Source organism: Streptomyces sp. NPDC043878, assembly GCF_056435735.1.
Genome location: NZ_JBWKDW010000004.1, coordinates 190,703 through 208,179, shown reverse-complemented (window position 1 = coordinate 208,179; position 17,477 = coordinate 190,703). Strand labels below are relative to the sequence as shown.

13 protein-coding genes and 1 pseudogene are annotated in these 17,477 nt (G+C 72.2%); 8 read left to right on the top strand and 6 right to left on the bottom strand.

Annotated elements, in window-relative coordinates:
* The first annotated feature begins 122 nt into the window (after positions 1-122).
* The gene (locus tag AC07AZ_RS08645; protein ID WP_478845219.1) at positions 123-917 is read left to right on the top strand and encodes a metal-dependent hydrolase; all 795 of its coding nucleotides are present in this window, start codon (positions 123-125) and stop codon (positions 915-917) included.
* A gap of 14 nt (positions 918-931) precedes the next feature.
* On the opposite strand, the gene AC07AZ_RS08640 is transcribed toward AC07AZ_RS08645, so the two are convergent.
* From AC07AZ_RS08640 to AC07AZ_RS08625, 4 genes are all read right to left on the bottom strand, one after another.
* Entirely contained in the window at positions 932-1,210 is a 279-nt protein-coding gene (locus tag AC07AZ_RS08640; RefSeq protein WP_478845217.1) for a type B 50S ribosomal protein L31, read from the bottom strand.
* A gap of 63 nt (positions 1,211-1,273) precedes the next feature.
* Entirely contained in the window at positions 1,274-1,744 is a 471-nt protein-coding gene (locus AC07AZ_RS08635) for a DUF5709 domain-containing protein (RefSeq protein ID WP_478845215.1), read from the bottom strand.
* Positions 1,745-2,074: 330 nt separating this feature from the next.
* The gene (locus tag AC07AZ_RS08630; RefSeq protein ID WP_478845213.1) at positions 2,075-3,892 is read right to left on the bottom strand and encodes an ABC transporter ATP-binding protein; all 1,818 of its coding nucleotides are present in this window, start codon (positions 3,890-3,892) and stop codon (positions 2,075-2,077) included.
* Entirely contained in the window at positions 3,889-5,850 is a 1,962-nt protein-coding gene (locus AC07AZ_RS08625; RefSeq protein ID WP_478845211.1) for an ABC transporter ATP-binding protein, read from the bottom strand. The genes AC07AZ_RS08630 and AC07AZ_RS08625 overlap by 4 nt, the downstream gene beginning before the upstream one ends.
* Positions 5,851-6,128: 278 nt before the next feature.
* Between AC07AZ_RS08625 and AC07AZ_RS08620 the strand changes: the two genes are divergently transcribed.
* From AC07AZ_RS08620 to AC07AZ_RS08610, 3 genes and pseudogenes are all read left to right on the top strand, one after another.
* Positions 6,129-6,893, top strand: coding sequence for a hypothetical protein (locus AC07AZ_RS08620; RefSeq protein ID WP_478845209.1), 765 nt, complete (start codon positions 6,129-6,131; stop codon positions 6,891-6,893).
* Positions 6,894-6,971: 78 nt separating this feature from the next.
* Positions 6,972-8,663, top strand: a complete 1,692-nt coding sequence (locus tag AC07AZ_RS08615) for a peptide-N4-asparagine amidase (RefSeq protein WP_478845207.1) — start codon at positions 6,972-6,974, stop codon at positions 8,661-8,663.
* Between the two features lie 83 nt (positions 8,664-8,746).
* A pseudogene (locus AC07AZ_RS08610) lies at positions 8,747-8,895 on the top strand (C4-dicarboxylate transporter DctA); the annotation flags it as partial.
* Positions 8,896-9,049: 154 nt separating this feature from the next.
* Here AC07AZ_RS08610 and AC07AZ_RS08605 read toward each other — a convergent pair.
* Positions 9,050-9,505 (bottom strand): MarR family winged helix-turn-helix transcriptional regulator, encoded by a 456-nt coding sequence (locus AC07AZ_RS08605; RefSeq protein ID WP_478845205.1) that lies wholly within the window; start codon positions 9,503-9,505, stop codon positions 9,050-9,052.
* Positions 9,506-9,598: 93 nt separating this feature from the next.
* Here AC07AZ_RS08605 and AC07AZ_RS08600 point away from each other — a divergent pair, with 93 nt between their 5' ends.
* Both AC07AZ_RS08600 and mltG read left to right on the top strand, forming a co-directional pair.
* Positions 9,599-11,401, top strand: coding sequence for an ABC transporter ATP-binding protein (locus tag AC07AZ_RS08600; protein ID WP_478845203.1), 1,803 nt, complete (start codon positions 9,599-9,601; stop codon positions 11,399-11,401).
* Between the two features lie 43 nt (positions 11,402-11,444).
* Positions 11,445-12,284, top strand: coding sequence for an endolytic transglycosylase MltG (gene mltG / locus AC07AZ_RS08595; protein ID WP_478845201.1), 840 nt, complete (start codon positions 11,445-11,447; stop codon positions 12,282-12,284).
* Between the two features lie 13 nt (positions 12,285-12,297).
* On the opposite strand, the gene AC07AZ_RS08590 is transcribed toward mltG, so the two are convergent.
* Complete coding sequence (locus AC07AZ_RS08590; protein WP_478845199.1) at positions 12,298-13,380, bottom strand: NAD(P)-binding domain-containing protein; 1,083 nt, start codon at positions 13,378-13,380, stop codon at positions 12,298-12,300.
* A 92-nt stretch (positions 13,381-13,472) separates the two neighbouring features.
* Here AC07AZ_RS08590 and AC07AZ_RS08585 point away from each other — a divergent pair, with 92 nt between their 5' ends.
* Positions 13,473-13,895, top strand: coding sequence for a YjbQ family protein (locus AC07AZ_RS08585; protein WP_478845197.1), 423 nt, complete (start codon positions 13,473-13,475; stop codon positions 13,893-13,895).
* Between the two features lie 142 nt (positions 13,896-14,037).
* The gene (locus tag AC07AZ_RS08580; protein ID WP_478845195.1) at positions 14,038-17,412 is read left to right on the top strand and encodes a pyruvate carboxylase; all 3,375 of its coding nucleotides are present in this window, start codon (positions 14,038-14,040) and stop codon (positions 17,410-17,412) included.
* Positions 17,413-17,477 lie beyond the last annotated feature (65 nt).

Here is a 17,477-nt window from a genome sequence, read left to right as displayed (position 1 = left end):
GCCCAATGGGGGAATCGGATGCTCGTCCGAAGATCGCGAACGCTACGCTGTGTCGCCGACGGAGCGTCAGCGCACCCGGTCAACTGGACAGCGGCACACGAGGAATGGGGCGGCGAACCGCGATGATGGGACCAGCACACTCACTGTCGGGCGCCGCGGCCTGGCTGGGCGTCGGTGCGGCGGCCGCCGCCGCGGGGCACACCATGCCCTGGCCGGTCCTTCTGATCGGCGCTCTGATCTGCGCCGGAGCCGCTCTGGCCCCGGACCTCGACCACAAGGCGGCCACCATCTCCCGGGCCTTCGGGCCGCTGTCCCGGGGATTGTGCGGGGTCGTCGACAAGCTCTCCTATGCCGTCTACAAGAGCACCAGGAAGCAGGGCGACCCCCGTCGCTCGGGTGGTCACCGTACGCTCACGCACACCTGGCTGTGGGCCGTGCTGATCGGCGCGGGCACCTCGGTCGCGGCGATCACCGGCGGCCGCTGGGCGGTGCTGGCGATCCTCTTCGTGCACTTGGTGCTGGCCATCGAGGGCCTGCTGTGGCGGGCGGCGCGCGGTTCCAGCAGCGACGTCCTGGTCTGGCTGCTGGCCGCGACCAGCGCGTGGATCCTCGCGGGTGTCCTGGACAAGCCGGGCAACGGCTCGCAGTGGCTGTTCACGGAGCCGGACCAGGCCTATCTGTGGCTGGGACTGCCGGTCGTCCTCGGCGCGCTGGTGCACGACATCGGGGACGCGCTCACCGTCTCCGGCTGCCCGGTTCTGTGGCCGATCCCGGTGGGCCGCAAGCGCTGGTACCCGATCGGGCCGCCCAGGGTCATGCGGTTCCGGGCGGGCAGCTGGGTGGAGCTCAAGGTGCTGATGCCCGTGTTCATGCTGCTCGGGGGCGTGGGCTGTGCGGCGGCCCTGAACTTCATCTGAGGGTCCGGGCTCCCTCAGGCCGGGCCGTCCTGGCCGGAGCCCTGTCCCGTACCGCTGCCGTACCTGCGCTCGAACTGGGCGATGCGGCCCTCCGTGTCCACCGTCCGTGCCTTGCCGGTGTAGAAGGGGTGGCTCTCCGAGGAGATCTCCACGTCCACGACGGGGTATGTCTCGCCGTCGTCCCATTCGATGGTCCGGTCGCTGCTCGCGGTGGACCGGGTGAGGAAGGCGTAGCCGGCGGCGCGGTCGCGGAAGACGACCGGGTGGTAGTCGGGCTGCTTGTCCTGCTGCATGAGTGCTCCTTGTACGGCGGGTACGGCCTCGGTGGGGCGGGCGGCTCACGGCGGGCGAAGGGGTCAGCCGGACAGGGAGTCCTCGTCCACGATGTGCATCGCGGCCTCCTCCGCCGACGCGGCCGCACCGTCGATGCCCACGTCGGTGGCGACCAGCGCGCTCTCTTCGTCCTCGTGGGCTCCTTCGTTGGGTGCCACGAGCCGGCCGGAGCGGCGTGCGCCGACCTCGTTGTCCAGGAGTTCCCCGTCGGTGCCGTCCGAGTCACCGATTCCGTCGCCGTCGTATCCCGGGAGGTCCGGCAGCTCCTCGGCCAGGCGCTGGTCCAGCGTCTCGCCATGCAGGCGCTCCGCGGCCGTCACGTCCGTGCGCTCGACCGCCCACGGTCTTTCCGGAGGGGACCAGCCGCGGTCGAGGGGATCGTCCACCCCGTCGTTGTCGAGGGTGTCCTCCGCGTCGAGCAGCCCGGCGTCGTCCTGGATCTCGGATCCGTCGGGTTGGTAGACGTCGTCTCCCCATCCGTCGGCGCTGTTCACGGATACCTCCAGGTGGTGGGGACGAGCCCGTTCGCCTCACGGTCGGCGGGGGGTCGCAGGCCGTCGGGGCACTCGCCGCGCCCGTCTGCGGACCACAAGGTTCGCGGGCGCTCCCCGAGCCGGTGCCGTTGCCCAGCCTTCCATCCCACGTCGCACCCGCGCAACGGCACGGACCCGGGACGGGGGCCGGACGTTCCCGGTCCGGCCCGGGAACGAGGCAACGGCGCAGGTCCGGGCCGGGACCGGCGCGGGGTGCGACCGGCCGGGTCGATCGGTCGCACCGCCCCGACACCGCCCCCTCCGGGAGACCGGCCGCGGCAGGCACGACGCTCAGCCGTGCCAGGACCGCCACAGCGCCGCGTACGCGCCGTCCGCGGAGACCAGCTCGTCGTGGCTGCCCAGCTCGCTGATCCGGCCCTCCTCGACGACGGCGATGACGTCCGCGTCGTGGGCGGTGTGCAGCCGGTGGGCGATCGCGACCACGGTGCGGCCCTCGAGGACCCGGGCCAGGGACCGTTCCAGGTGGCGTGCCGCGCGCGGGTCCAGCAGGGAGGTCGCCTCGTCCAGGACCAGTGTGTGCGGGTCGGCCAGGACCAGCCGGGCCAACGCGATCTGCTGCGCCTGGGCCGGGGTGAGCACCAGCCCGCCCGAGCCGACCTCGGTGTCCAGTCCGGCGACGAGGGCGCGCGCCCACCCGTCGGCGTCCACCGCGCCGAGAGCGGCCCACAGCTCGGCGTCGACCGCGTCGCCGGGGTCCTGCCCGGGCGCGGGCAGCCGGGCGTGGGGGAGCGCGAGCAGGAGGTTGTCACGCAGGGAGCCGACGAAGACGTGGTGCTCCTGGTTGACGAGGGCGACGTGTTCGCGGACGCGTTCGGCGGGCATCCGGGACAGTTCGGCGCCGCCGAGGGTGATCCGGCCGTCCCGGGGCGCGTAGATCCCGGCGAGCAGCCTGCCGAGGGTGGACTTGCCCGCCCCCGAGGGGCCGACCAGGGCCAGCCGGGTACCGGGTGCGACCTCCAGGGACACCTTGCGCAGCACGTCGACGCCCTCGACGTAACCGAAGTGCACCCGGTCCGCGTGCACGTCCCGTCCGTCGGGCGCCAGGGTGTCCTCTCCGGCGTCCGGCTCGATGTCGCGGACGCCGACCAGTCGGGCCAGCGACACCTGGGCCACCTGGAGCTCGTCGTACCAGCGCAGGATCAGGCCGACCGGGTCGATGAGCATCTGGGCGATCAGCGCGCCCGTCGTCAGCTGGCCGACCCCGAGCCAGCCGTGCAGCACGAGGACGCCGCCGACCATGAGGACCGAGGCGAGGACCGTCACATGGGTCACGTTGATGACCGGGAAGAGCACCGAGCGCAGCCACAGCGTGTAGCGCTCCCACGCGGTCCACTCCCGCACTCGCCGGTCCGACAGCGCGATGCGGCGGGCGCCGAGTCGGTGCGCCTCGACGGTGCGCCCCGCGTCCACGGTCTCCGCGAGGGCCGCGGCCACGGCGGCGTATCCGGCGGCTTCGGCCCGGTAGGCGGACGGTGCCCGGCGGAAGTACCAGCGGCAGCCGATCACCAGCAGGGGCAGGGCCAGCAGCACCGCGCCGGCCAGCGGCGGCGCGGTGACGACCAGGCCGCCCAGGAGCAGGGCCACCCACACCACGCTGATGGCGAGTTGGGGCACGGCCTCGCGCATGGCGTTGCCGAGGCGGTCGATGTCCGTCGTGATCCGGGACAGGAGGTCGCCCGTCCCGGCCCGCTCCAGGACCCCCGGGGGCAGGCCGACCGACCGTACGAGGAAGTCCTCGCGCAGGTCGGCCAGCATCCGTTCGCCGAGGGTCGCTCCGCGCAGACGTACCTCCCGTACGAACACCGCCTGGATGCCGAGGGCGAGTACGAACAGGGTGGTGGTGAGCCCGAGACGGAGTTCCGGGGCCCGGTCCGACACGCGCTCCACGAGCCCGCCCAGCAGGTAGGGACCCGCCATCGAGGCGATCACGGAGACGGTGTTGACGGTGATCAGGAGGAGGAAGGCGCGGCGGTGCCGCCTGAACAGCTCGACCACGTAGGCGCGTACGGTCGCGGCCGCTCCGACGGGCAGGGTGTTCGCCGTCGTCGGGGCCGCCGGGTCGTACGCCGGTGGCGCCATGCCGATCATGCCTTCTCCTCGATCTCTTCCAGTTCGCCGGTCCGGCGCACTCCGTCCAGTCCGTCCATCCCGCCGAGACTGTCCCTGACGTTCCTGTCGTCGCGGTCGTCGCGGTCGTCGCGGTCGTCGAGGTCATCCATGGCGTCCAGGTCTTCGAGGTCGTCCAGATCCTGGAGGTCGTCGAGGACGTCGTGCAGCGGTGTCCCGGTGCCGACGGGTGTGGCGGGGCCGGCTTCCTCGTCGGTCTCGCGGGTCACCACCGCCCGGTACCGGGGCTCGTCGCGCACCAGGTCGCGATGCGTGCCCACCGCTGTGACCTCGCCGTCGTGGACGAGGACGACCCGGTCGGCGCGGTCCAGCAGCAGCGGTGAGGAAGTGAGGACCACGGTGGTGCGTCCCGCCCGCAGTTCCTTCACGCCCTCGGCGATCCGGGCCTCCGTGTGCGAGTCGACGGCGGAGGTCGGCTCGTCCAGGACGAGGACGTCGGGGTCGGTGAACAGGGAGCGGGCCAGGGCGAGCCGCTGCCGCTGTCCGCCGGACAGGGAGCGGCCGCGCTCGGTGATCCGGGCGTCCAGCGGGTCCTCGGCCTTCAGCGATCCCTGCACGAGCGCCGCCAGGACGTCCGCGCACTGTGCCGCCGCCAGCGCCGACCGCGCCTCGACGTCACCCGAGGCGGGCACGTCCAGCAGGTCCCGCAGCGAGCCGGAGAGCAGCACCGGGTCCTTGTCCTGGACGAGAACGGCCGCACGCGCGGAGTCGAGCGGCAACTCGTCCAGCGGGACACCGCCCAGCAGGACCGGTGTGCCCCGCTCCGGGGGGTGCCCGCCGAGCCGCTCGGCCAGCCGGCCCGCCGCGTCGGGGTCGCCGCACACCACGGCGGTGAACTGTCCGGCGGGGGCCAGCAGACCGGTGCCGGGGTCGTACAGATCTCCTGAGGGCAGGCCGGCCGTGCGCGACCCGCCGGTGTCCGTGACCCGCTCCAGCGCGAGCACTCCCGCGGCCCGTCTGGCCGAGGGACGCGAGAAGGAGTACGCCATGGCGATCTCCTCGAAGTGGCGCAACGGGTAGGTGAGGACCATCACCGAGCTGTAGACGGTGACCAGTTCACCGACGCTGATGCGGCCCTGCCGGGCCAACTGCACGCCGTACCAGACGACCGTGATCAGCAGCAGGCCCGGCAGCAGCACCTGGATCGCGGAGATCAGGGACCACATGCGGGCGCTGCGCACAGCGGCGTGGCGGACGTCCTGGGAGGCGCGGCGGTAGCGGTCGAGGAAGAGTTCCTCGCCCCCGATGCCGCGCAGGACGCGCAGCCCGGCGACCGTGTCCGAGGCCAGCTCGGTGGCGCGGCCCGACTTCTCGCGCTGGAGGTCGGCCCGCCGGGTCGCGCGGGGCAGCAGCGGCAGGACGGCGAGTGCCAGGACGGGCAGGCCCACGGCGACGACCACGCCCAGGGCCGGCTGGTAGACCACGAGGGCCACACACACCAGCACGACGGTCACCGCCGCGGCGGTGAACCGGGAGACGGCCTCCACGAACCAGCCGATCTTCTCCACGTCCCCGGTGGAGACGGCGACGACCTCTCCGGCGGCGACCCGCCGGGTCAGTGCCGAGCCGAGCTGGGCGGCCTTGCGGGCCAGCAGTTGCTGCACCCGGGCGGCCGCCGTGATCCAGTTGGTGACCGCGGCCCGGTGCAGGAACGTGTCGCCGATCGCGTTGCCGGCGCAGCACACCGCGAGCAGGCCGCCCGCGCGCGCCAGGTCCGCTCCCGAACGGTCGACGGCTGCCTGGACGGCGAGGCCGACGCAGAACGGCAGCGCCGAGACGGACCCGAAGTGCAGCAGTCCCCAGGCCAGCGCCTGGAGTTGTCCGCCCAGCTGGTTGCGGCCGAGCCACCACAGGAACCGGGCACCTGAGCGCGCGTCCGGCACGCCCGGGTCGGGATACGGAAGGTCTTGGATCTTCATGGCGTCCCAGTGGCTCGTGTCAGGGGGCGGGAGGAGGCGCGGAGCGCGGCAGCAAACCGTGAAAGGTTCGCGTCGCGCCCTGGTCGAAAGCAAACGGTTTTCCTCGGCACGGCACACAATCGGAAGCTTCCGGGAAGCCCGTCGCGGGGCCTCCGCGCACCACCCTTCCCGGGCCGGATGTCCGGAACACGGCTCGACCCGCTGTCACTTGGTGCGACGATTCCGTCATGCACGGTAACGGCACACGAAGCACGTCGGCCCGCAGTCCCCTTCTCCGGATGCCCGACAGCCTCGCGGCGAGGGTCCTGCCGGTCCTCGCGCCGCTGACGGCCCTGGCGCTGGTGACCGCGTGCGGCGCCACCCGCCCCGCGGACGGCGGGGGCCGGGGGGCCCGGGGCGTAGCCGCCACCGCCCGCCCGACATCCGCCGTCGCGGCCGAAGCACGTCCAGCTGTGACCGCTCCGTCCCGTATCCCGGGCCTGGGCGACCGGTTGCGGCGGCGGATCCCCGCCGAGTCACGTCAGGTCGTGGCGGTGTACGGCGAGGGCCGCGACTCCGCCCGAGCCAGCGTCGTGCTGTATGTGAAGCACGGCTCCGGTTGGGAGGGCGGCCACGGTTGGGCCGCCCACAACGGGAGGAAGGGCTGGACGACCGACCATCGCGAGGGCGACCGGCGCAGTCCGGTCGGCGTGTTCACCCTCACCGACGCGGGCGGCGTGCTCGCGGACCCCGGGTCAAGGCTTCCGTACACGCGGTCGTCGGCCTTCGCCGCTCCCCGTCAGTGGGCCAAGGCGTACCGGCACGACTTCGACTATGTGATCGCTATCGACTACAACCGGGTCAAGGGCACTCCGCCGAACGACCCGACCCGCCCCGAGGGCCCGTCGAGGGGTGGCGGGATCTGGCTGCACATGGACCATGGCAGCGGTACGTCGGCCTGTGTCAGTTTGTCCGAAACCGCGATGAGACACCTGCTGCGCACCCTCGACCCCGTCCTGCGTCCCGTGGTGGTGATGGGGGACCGGGACACTCTCACGTCATGAAGGAGACAGGGGTGTTGCGGCTGCCTTCCGCGGAGGGCCGCATTGCGGAGTGGGCCGTCCTTCCGTAGAACACCGGCCATGACCAGACGGATTATCATGTCCATGCTCGCCGGAGCGACCTTGCTGGCGAGCACCCTCCTCGGAAGCGCTCCGGCGCAGGCCGCCGACGTCCGGGCGTACTCCCAGAACGCCCACGCCCGCCTCGCCACCGCTCGGCCCCAGCCCCGGGACGCGCAAGCCCGATCCGCCGGCATCCCGGCCGAGTTCGGGTCCGACTGGCACGATCCCCTCACCGCCGCCCCACCGGTCACCAAGCCCGCCGGCAGGTCCTGCCGCGTCACCCTGGCGCAGGCGCGGTTCCGGGACTTCACCCCGTACCGGGGGACGTACGCACCGCCGGAGGGCTGCGGTGACCGCTGGAGCAAGGTCGTGCTGCGGCTGGACGGCAAGGTCAAGGGGCGCCAGTTCGACCGGCTGGGCTATGTGCACGTCGGCGGGGTCGAGGTCTTCCGCACGTCGACGCCGGAGCCCTCGCCCGACGGTGTCGAGTGGTCCGTGGAGAAGGACGTCACGCGCTACAGCGACACGTTCCGCCGCGGCCAGGATGTCGACATGCTGATCGGGAACGTCGTCGACGACACGTACACGGGCGTCATCGACGTCAAGGTCACCCTGACGTTCCACCCGGGCGGACCCGACGCGGCGCGAACCCCCGACCGCGTCCTCACGCTCGCGGACGGAGCCGACGGCACGACCCTCACCACCCCGCGCAACAGCGAGCGCATCGTCGCCGAGGTGTACGCCACCGGATCGGGCGGCGGGTGCGAGGAGTACTGGTACCTGGCGGTGCCGGACTCCGCCCCGTACTCCTGCCAGACCGACGGCGGCCCCTACCGCGAGGTGCAGATCACGGTCGACGGTCAACTCGCCGGAATCGCCGCGCCGTTCCCGACCGTGTGGACCGGCGGCTGGTCCAACCCCTTCCTCTGGTACGTCGTCCCGGGCCCGCGCGCCTTCGACGTCAAGCCGGTCGCGTACGACCTGACGCCCTTCGCCGGAATCCTCAACGACGGCCGGCCGCACCGTGTGGAGGTCTCCGTCGTCGGCGTCCCGCAGGGGCACAGCGGCTGGAGCACTCCCGTGAACGTGCTCGTCTGGCAGGACGACAGGCGCGCCCACGTCACCGGCGAGCTCACCGCGCACCGGGTCGGCGACCTCACCAACTCCTCCACCTACACGCCCGGTTCGGAGCAGCGGGTGGACACCGAGGGCGGTCACCGGTTCACCGTCGCGGGATACGTCGACACCTCGCACGGCAGGGTCACGACGACCGTCGGCCGGACGCTGCGCGACACGTCCGCGCACCGCTGGACCGACGGCGAGGACACGGACGGCCTCGACGCGGCCTGGACGGACGACGAGTGGGTGCGTGTCGACGGGCGCGGGCCGGCGCACACGACCCGCACCCACCGGACGTACACCGTGGACGGCACGACGACGACAGGGGCGGACGACCGGCTGCGCACGGTACTGACCCTCGGCGACCGTGCCGCTGTCACCGAGGCGCGCGGCGGCCGGCGGACCGCGTGGTCGCGGTTCGACGACACCTACACGGGGGACGCGACGTTCACCGTGGGCGTGCCGCGGGACCAGCGGCACGCGGTGGCCACGACGAGCGAGCGCTACCGGTCGTACGGCTCGAAGGGCTGCTACGACCGGTCCCTGACGACCGTTCAGGGGGTGCTCACCGAGGATCGCGGCGGCTGCTGAGGCGCGGGGTGTGTGACGCGTCAGGCGCCGCGTGACGCACTCGGCCGCGACGCACTCGGCCGCGACGCGACGGTCTCGCGCGTCCCGCCGGCGCCGTCGCCCCGCTGCTCGGCGTGGACCGCATCATGGACTCGACGCCCGTCGTCACCAGCCTGCTCGGCGGCTGCGTCGCGGTCCTCGCGTCTCCCGCCGGGAGGGCGCGCTGGACGTCGAACGGGCGAAGAGGGTACTGGCGGCGAGACCGTGTCGGCCCCGCGCGTCCCACACGTGACCTCGCGCCCCAGGAGCGTCACATCACCGGACGCTCCCCGCTCCCCGCTCCCCGCTCCCGCCACCCGCCACCCCTCAGCACCGGCCACCCCCCCTCAGCACCGCCACCCCGCCCCTCAGCACCGCCACCCCCGCTCGGGGGCCCCGTCCACCAGCGTGTCCAGCAGGCTGCCGAGCATCTCGCGCTGCTCGTCCGTGAGGGGGGCGAGGATCTCCTCCGCGGCGGCCCGGCGTGCGCCGCGCAGCTCCCGCAGGGCCTCGTGTCCGTCGTCAGTGAGCTCGATGCGGATCACCCGGCGGTTGGTCGGATCGGGGACCCGGCGCGCCTTGCCGCTCGCCTCCAGGCCGTCGACCAGAGTCGTCACGGCGCGCGGCACCACTTCCAGGCGCTCGGCGAGGTCGGCCATCCGGGGCGGCGCGTCACAGTGCGCCAGGGTGCGCAGGAGCCGGGCCTGGGCCGGGGTGATGCCCAGCCCGCGCTGCTCCAGATGATGCTTCTGGATGCGGTGCACCCGGCGGGTGAGCCGCAGCAGTCGATCGGCGAGCAGGCCGTCGGAATCGGGGGAGCTCATGCGGGAACAATATCAGGACCTAGTTCATTGTGAGCATAGGTAACAATGAGCTATGCTCCGTCCGTCCTCACCCTCTCACCATCCGTAGGAGCCATGCCCCGCGACGACATCAACTGGACCCCGTCTCCCGGCACCTCGACCGACCAGCCTCGGCAGGTGCGCCGCATCCTGAAGCTCTTCAAGCCCTACCGCGCCAAGCTCACCGTCGTCGGCCTGCTGGTCGGCGCCTCGTCCCTGGTCACCGTGGCGACCCCGTTCCTGCTGAGGGAGACCCTCGACGTCGCCATTCCGCAGGGCCGCACCGGTCTGCTCAGTCTGCTGGCCCTCGGCATGATCGTCAGCGCCGTCCTCACCAGCGTGTTCGGTGTGCTGCAGACCCTCATCTCCACCACGGTCGGCCAGCGCGTCATGCACGACCTGCGCACCGCCGTCTACGGCCGGCTGCAACGCATGTCGCTCGCCTTCTTCACCCGCACCCGCACCGGTGAGGTGCAGTCCCGCATCGCCAACGACATCGGCGGCATGCAGGCGACCGTCACCTCGACGGCCACCTCCCTGGTCTCCAACGTCACCAGCGTGGTCGCCACGATCATCGCGATGCTGGCCCTGGACTGGCGTCTGACCGTGGTCTCGCTGCTCCTGCTGCCGGCGTTCGTGTGGATCAGCCGCCGGGTCGGCAACGAGCGGAAGAAGATCACCACCCAGCGCCAGAAGCAGATGGCGGCGATGGCGGCGACGGTCACCGAGTCGCTCTCCGTCAGCGGCATCCTGCTCGGCCGCACCATGGGGCGCTCGGACTCGCTCACGCGGTCCTTCTCCGAGGAGTCGGAGGGTCTGGTCGACCTGGAGGTGCGCTCGAACATGGCCGGCCGCTGGCGGATGGCCGTGATCACCGTCGTGATGGCCGCCATGCCGGCCGTCATCTACTGGACCGCGGGCCTCGCGCTCCAGATGGGCGGCCCGGACGTCTCGATCGGCACCATCGTGGCCTTCGTCTCGCTCCAGCAGGGACTGTTCCGCCCGGCCGTCAGCCTGCTGTCGACCGGTGTCCAGATCCAGACCTCGCTCGCGCTCTTCCAGCGCATCTTCGAGTACCTGGACCTGCCCGTCGACATCACCGAACGGGAGCGGCCCGTCCACCTCGACCAGGTCAAGGGCGAGGTCCGCTTCGAGAAGGTCTCATTCCACTATGACGACAAGAGCGGCCCGATCCTCGACGGCGTCGACATCGACGTGCCGGCGGGCTCCGGCCTCGCGGTGGTCGGCCCGACCGGCGCCGGCAAGTCGACGCTCGGCTATCTCGTGCCGCGGCTGTACGACGTGACCGGGGGACGTGTCACCCTCGACGGGGTCGACGTGCGCGACCTCGACTTCGACACGCTCGCCCGCGCGGTCGGCGTCGTCTCCCAGGAGACGTACCTCTTCCATGCCTCGATCGCCGAGAACCTGCGCTTCGCCAAGCCGGACGCCACCGACGAGGAGTTGTGGGAGGCCGCGAAGGCGGCCCAGATACACGACCACATCGTCTCCCTGCCCGACGGTTACGACACCGTCGTCGGCGAGCGCGGCCACCGGTTCTCCGGCGGGGAGAAGCAGCGCCTGGCCATCGCCCGCACGATCCTGCGCGATCCGCCGGTGCTGATCCTGGACGAGGCGACCAGCGCCCTGGACACGCGTACCGAGGTCGCCGTGCAGGAGGCCATCGACGCGCTGTCCGCCGACCGGACCACGCTCACCATCGCGCACCGTCTGTCCACCGTCCGCGACGCCGACCAGATCGTGGTCCTGGACGCGGGGCAGGTGGCCGAACGGGGCACGCACGAGGAGTTGCTGGAGCGGGACGGCCGGTACGCGGCGCTGGTCCGCGGGGATGCCCGATTGGAGCCGACAAACTGACGATATGCCGGGTTTGGAATGATATGCGGGTTACCGTGCCCGCATGCAGATCAACATTCCGCCACGGAAGACGACCCGACTGACACGGCGGGGCCGGCTCGCTCTCATCGCGACCGGGGCCGTCGTGGCCGGCACCGCCGTGGCGGTGCCGCTGCTGAGCATCGACAGTGACCGGGACGCCAGGCCCGCCTCACTCGTGATTCCGGAGGGCTGGCGTGCGGGTCAGGTCTACGAAGCCGTCGACAAGGCCCTCGCACTGCCCGCCGGCACCACGGAGAGGTCACTCCCGAGAGCCGCGCTGAAGCTGCCGAACGACGCCGAGGGCAACCCCGAGGGCTACCTGTTCCCGGCGACCTATCCCCTTGCCGACAAGGCGACTCCCGAGTCCCTGCTGTCGTACATGGTCGAGACCGCCAACAAGAAGTTCAGGGCCGCCCCGGTCGCCGCCGGCGCGCAGCGCAACGCGATGAACGTCTACCAGGCGGTCACCATCGCGAGCATCGTGCAGGCCGAGGCCGCCACCAAGGCCGACATGAGCAAGGTGGCCCGGGTCGTCTTCAACCGGCTGGAGCGCGGCATGCCGCTGCAGATGGACTCCACCATCAACTACGCGCTGAGCCGGGCCACGCTGAGGACGACGGCCAACGACACCCGGATCGAGAGCCCCTACAACTCCTACCAGCGCATGGGTCTGCCGCCCACACCGATCGACAACCCGGGCGAGGAGGCGATGCGCGCCACGATCGATCCGGCTCCGGGCGACTGGCTGTACTTCGTCACGGTCAAACCGGGCGACACCCGTTTCACGGCGAGCTACGAGGAGCACCGGCGCAACGTCGCCGAGTTCAACGCCCGCCAGAGGAGTCCGCACCCGACGAAGTGACCCGCCGGGGGTGTCATGCGGCGGCCGGCTCCCCGGCGGACCCCAGCAGCCGCCTGATGTCCCGGACGGCGGCGCGGCCGGCGCGGTTGGCGCCGATGGTGCTGGCCGAGGGGCCGTAGCCCACCAGGTGGACGCGTGGATCGGCGCTCGCGCGGGTCCCCTCCACGCGGATTCCGCCGCCCGGCTCGCGCAGCCGCAGCGGCGCGAGGTGGTCGACGGCGGCGCGGAACCCGGTCGCCCACAGCAGGACGTCGGCGTCCACGTGCCGGCCGTCCTTCCAGTCCACCCCGTCGGGTGTGATCCGGTCGAACATCGGCAGCCGGTCGAGGACTCCGTCCCTCAGCCCCTGCCGTACGGCGTCGTTGAGGGGCAGTCCGGTCACCGAGACCACGCTCCTGGGCGGCAGCCCCTGCCGCACCCGCTCCTCGACCAGGGCGACGGCGGCCCGGCCGGCCCCCTCGTCGAAGGGGCCCTCGCGGAAGACGGGCGGCCGACGGGTGACCCAGGTGGTGGCGGCCGCGTGGGGGGCGAGCTCCAGCAGGTGCTGGGTGCCGGACGCGCCCCCGCCCACCACGACCACCCGCCGCCCCGCGAACTCCTCGGGCCCCGGGTACTGCGCGGTGTGCAACTGCCGTCCGCGGAAGGTCTCCTGACCGGGGTAGCGCGGCCAGAAAGGCCGGTCCCAGGTGCCCGTGGCGTTGATCAGGGCCCGCGTCGACCAGTTACCGGCGGAGGTCTCCACGAGCAGCCGGCCGTCGGACCCCTCCCGGACCGCCCGGACGTCCACCGGTCGGCGGACGCGCAGGTCGAAGGCGCTCTCGTAGGCCTCGAAGTACTCCGTGATGATCTCGGCGGACGGCCGCGCGGGATCGGCGCCGGTGAGTTCCATACCGGGCAGGGCATGCATCCCGTGCACCTTGCCGTACGTCAGCGAGGGCCACCGGAACTGCCAGGCACCGCCCGGGCCGGGGGAGTGGTCGAGCACCACGAAGTCGCGGTCCGGCTCGAACCCGGTGCGCCGCAGGTGATGTGCGGCGGCCAGTCCGGCCTGTCCGGCGCCGATGACGACCACTTCGACCTCGTGGGCATTGTTCACGTTTCTACCAACCGCCCCGGCGGCGCGGATCTTCCCGCGCGCGGGCGGATGGCCGCCGGTGTGGAATCCGGCGCGTGGGTGAGGATGGAGTCATGCCAGATGCCTTCACCACCCGAGTCCTGAACGTGGCGACCGGCTCCGCGGAGCAGGTCGTCGATCTCACCCGTGACTGCGCGGATTTCCTCCGGGAGGCGGCGGCCGGCCGTGACGGCCTGCTGAACGTCTTCGTCCCCCACGCCACCGCCGGCATCGCGGTGCTGGAGACCGGCGCGGGCAGCGACGACGACCTCCTCGCCACCCTGCACACCCTGCTGCCCGCCGACGACCGCTGGCAGCACCGGCACGGCAGCCCCGGTCACGGCCGCGACCACGTCCTCCCGGCGATCGTCCCGCCGCACGCGACGCTGCCGGTCCTGGGCGGCCGGCTGGAGCTGGGGACCTGGCAGTCGGTGTGCCTGGTGGACACCAACAGGGACAATCCGAACCGGCAGGTACGGCTGAGTTTCCTGGGGTGACGGCCACCGCGCGGGGCGACCGCCCGCCGGGGACGGGAGCAGGAGCGCGAACTGATCGCGGCGAGTGACCCGGCTCTCATGGCACGGCACCGGCATAGTCGAGACCATGGTGTTTCTCACCGGCAGGCCGAAGGGATCGGGAATGCTCCGCAAGGTACTGGTCGCCAACCGTGGCGAGATCGCGATTCGTGCGTTCCGCGCCGGATACGAGGTCGGCGCGCGGACCGTCGCCGTCTTCCCGCACGAGGACCGCAACTCGCTGCACCGCCTGAAAGCGGACGAGGCCTACGAGATCGGTGAACCGGGGCACCCCGTCCGGGCGTACCTCTCCGTCGAGGAGATCATGCGCGCGGCCCGGCTGGCGGGCGCCGACGCCGTCTACCCGGGCTACGGCTTCCTGTCCGAGAACCCCGAGCTGGCCCGCGCGTGCGAGGAGGCCGGCATCACCTTCGTCGGGCCGAGCGCGCAGATCCTGGAACTGACCGGCAACAAGGCGCGCGCGGTGGCCGCGGCCCGCGCGGCCGGTGTGCCGGTGCTGGGCTCCTCGGCCCCCTCCAGCGACGTGGACGAACTGCTGCGAGCCGCGGCGGACGTCGGGTTCCCGCTGTTCGTGAAGGCGGTCGCCGGCGGAGGCGGCCGCGGCATGCGCCGCGTGGAGGACCCCGCGACGCTGCGCGAGTCGATCGAGGCGGCCGCGCGCGAGGCGGCGTCCGCGTTCGGCGACGCCACGGTCTTCCTGGAGAAGGCCGTCGTCGAGCCCCGGCACATCGAGGTGCAGATCCTCGCCGACGGCGACGGCAACGTCATCCACCTCTTCGAACGCGACTGCTCCGTGCAGCGCCGCCACCAGAAGGTCATCGAGCTCGCGCCCGCGCCGAACCTCGACCCGGCCCTGCGTGAGCGGATCTGCGCCGACGCCGTACGGTTCGCGCGGGAGATCGGCTACCGCAACGCGGGCACCGTGGAGTTCCTGCTCGACCGCGACGGCAACCACGTCTTCATCGAGATGAACCCGCGCATCCAGGTCGAGCACACGGTGACCGAGGAGGTCACCGACGTCGACCTCGTGCAGGCACAGCTGCGCATCGCGGCCGGTGAGACACTCGCCGACCTCGGCCTGTCGCAGGAGACGGTGAAGCTGCACGGTGCCGCGCTGCAGTGCCGGATCACCACCGAGGACCCGGCCAACGGCTTCCGCCCCGACACCGGCAGGATCAGCGCCTACCGCTCACCCGGTGGCTCCGGCATCCGGCTCGACGGCGGAACCACCCACGCCGGTACCGAGATCAGCGCCCACTTCGACTCGATGCTGGTCAAACTCACCTGTCGCGGAAGGGACTTCACCACCGCGGTCAACCGCGCCCGGCGTGCCGTGGCCGAGTTCCGCATCCGCGGTGTCGCCACCAACATCCCGTTCCTGCAGGCCGTCCTCGACGACCCCGACTTCCAGGCGGGCCGGGTCACCACGTCGTTCATCGAGCGGCGCCCGCACCTGCTCACCGCCCGCCACTCCGCGGACCGCGGCACCAAGCTGCTCACGTACCTGGCCGACGTGACGGTCAACAAGCCGCACGGGGAGCGGCCCGACCTGATCCACCCCGTGTCGAAGCTGAAGCCGCTGCCGGCCTTCGAACCGCCCGCCGGTTCCAAGCAGAAGCTCACCGAACTCGGCCCCGAGGGGTTCGCCCGCTGGCTGCGCGAGTCGCCGGCCGTCGGCGTCACCGACACCACCTTCCGCGACGCCCACCAGTCGCTGCTCGCCACCCGGGTGCGGACCAGGGACATGCTCGCGGTGGCTCCCCTGGTGGCGCGGACCCTGCCCCAACTGCTGTCCCTGGAGTGCTGGGGCGGTGCCACCTACGACGTGGCGCTGCGCTTCCTAGCCGAGGACCCCTGGGAGCGGCTGGCCGCACTGCGCGCCGCCGTACCCAACATCTGCCTGCAGATGCTGCTCCGCGGCCGCAACACCGTGGGCTACACCCCGTACCCGACGGAGGTCACCGACGCCTTCGTGCAGGAGGCCGCGGCCACCGGCATCGACATCTTCCGGATCTTCGACGCGCTCAACGACGTCGGGCAGATGCGGCCCGCCATCGACGCCGTGCGGGAGACCGGGACGGCCGTCGCGGAGGTCGCCCTGTGCTACACCTCCGACCTGTCCGACCCGGCCGAGCGGCTGTACACCCTCGACTACTACCTCCGGCTGGCCGAGCAGATCGTGGACGCCGGGGCGCATGTCCTGGCCGTCAAGGACATGGCGGGACTGCTGCGGGCACCGGCGGCGGCGACGCTGGTGTCGGCCCTGCGCCGCGAGTTCGACCTGCCGGTGCACATCCACACCCACGACACGACGGGCGGTCAGCTCGCCACCTACCTGGCCGCGATCCAGGCGGGCGCGAACGCCGTGGACGGAGCGGTGGCGTCCATGGCGGGCACCACCTCGCAGCCGTCGCTGTCGGCGATCGTCGCGGCGACCGACCACACCGAACGGCCCACCGGGCTGGACCTCAGGGCCGTCGGTGACCTGGAGCCGTACTGGGAGAGCGTCCGCCGGATCTACGCGCCGTTCGAGGCGGGCCTCGCCTCGCCGACGGGACGCGTCTACGACCACGAGATCCCCGGCGGCCAGCTCTCCAACCTGCGCACCCAGGCGGTCGCCCTCGGGCTCGGCGACCGTTTCGAGGACATCGAGGCGATGTACGCCGCCGCCGACCGTATCCTGGGCCACCTGGTGAAGGTCACCCCCTCCTCGAAGGTCGTCGGCGACCTCGCCCTCCACCTGGTCGGCTCCGGGGCGACGCCGGAGGAGTTCGAGGCGGCGCCGGACCGGTTCGACATCCCCGACTCCGTGATCGGCTTCCTGCGCGGTGAGCTGGGCACCCCGCCCGGTGGCTGGCCGGAGCCGTTCCGCACCCGGGCGCTGGAGGGCCGCGCCGCGGCCAAGCCGGTGCCGGAGCTGACCGAGGAGGACCGCTCGGGCCTGGAGAAGGACCGGCGAGCCACCCTCAACCGGCTGCTGTTCCCCGGTCCGACGCGGGACTTCGAGGCCCACCGGCAGAGCTACGGCGACACCAGCGTGCTGGACAGCAAGGACTTCTTCTACGGTCTGCGGCCCGGCAACGAGTACACCGTCGACCTCGAACCGGGCGTGCGCCTGCTCATCGGCCTCGAAGCCGTCGGCGAGGCGGACGAACGCGGTATGCGCACCGTGATGTCCACCCTGAACGGCCAGTTGCGGCCGATCCAGGTCCGTGACGTCACGGCGTCCGCGGCCGTGCCGGCGACGGAGAAGGCCGACCGCTCCAACGCCGGCCACGTCGCCGCCCCGTTCGCCGGGGTGGTCACGCTGGCGGTCGCCGAGGGCGACGAGGTGGCGGCCGGTGCGATGGTGGCCACCATCGAGGCGATGAAGATGGAGGCGGCGATCACCGCCCCGAAGGCGGGGCGGGTGTCCAGGCTGGCCATCACCCGCATCCAGCAGGTGGAGGGCGGGGACCTGCTCGTCGAGATCGGCTGAGGTCCCGCGCCTCCGGCCGCCGCCGGAACGGCACCGCCCGGTTCCCTGCCGCGCCTGGCGTTGCC

What these genes read in the sequence shown, in the direction of transcription:
- AC07AZ_RS08600 (WP_478845203.1), top strand. Translation starts at nt 9,599, where the DNA reads ATGCCCCGCGACGACATCAACTGGACCCCGTCTCCCGGCACCTCGACC.
- AC07AZ_RS08615 (WP_478845207.1), top strand. Translation starts at nt 6,972, where the DNA reads ATGACCAGACGGATTATCATGTCCATGCTCGCCGGAGCGACCTTGCTG.
- AC07AZ_RS08585 (WP_478845197.1), top strand. Translation starts at nt 13,473, where the DNA reads ATGCCAGATGCCTTCACCACCCGAGTCCTGAACGTGGCGACCGGCTCC.
- AC07AZ_RS08620 (WP_478845209.1), top strand. Translation starts at nt 6,129, where the DNA reads ATGCCCGACAGCCTCGCGGCGAGGGTCCTGCCGGTCCTCGCGCCGCTG.
- AC07AZ_RS08640 (WP_478845217.1), bottom strand. Translation starts at nt 1,210, where the DNA reads ATGCAGCAGGACAAGCAGCCCGACTACCACCCGGTCGTCTTCCGCGAC.
- AC07AZ_RS08630 (WP_478845213.1), bottom strand. Translation starts at nt 3,892, where the DNA reads ATGATCGGCATGGCGCCACCGGCGTACGACCCGGCGGCCCCGACGACG.
- AC07AZ_RS08625 (WP_478845211.1), bottom strand. Translation starts at nt 5,850, where the DNA reads ATGAAGATCCAAGACCTTCCGTATCCCGACCCGGGCGTGCCGGACGCG.
- AC07AZ_RS08645 (WP_478845219.1), top strand. Translation starts at nt 123, where the DNA reads ATGATGGGACCAGCACACTCACTGTCGGGCGCCGCGGCCTGGCTGGGC.
- AC07AZ_RS08605 (WP_478845205.1), bottom strand. Translation starts at nt 9,505, where the DNA reads ATGAGCTCCCCCGATTCCGACGGCCTGCTCGCCGATCGACTGCTGCGG.
- mltG (WP_478845201.1), top strand. Translation starts at nt 11,445, where the DNA reads ATGCAGATCAACATTCCGCCACGGAAGACGACCCGACTGACACGGCGG.
- AC07AZ_RS08580 (WP_478845195.1), top strand. Translation starts at nt 14,038, where the DNA reads ATGCTCCGCAAGGTACTGGTCGCCAACCGTGGCGAGATCGCGATTCGT.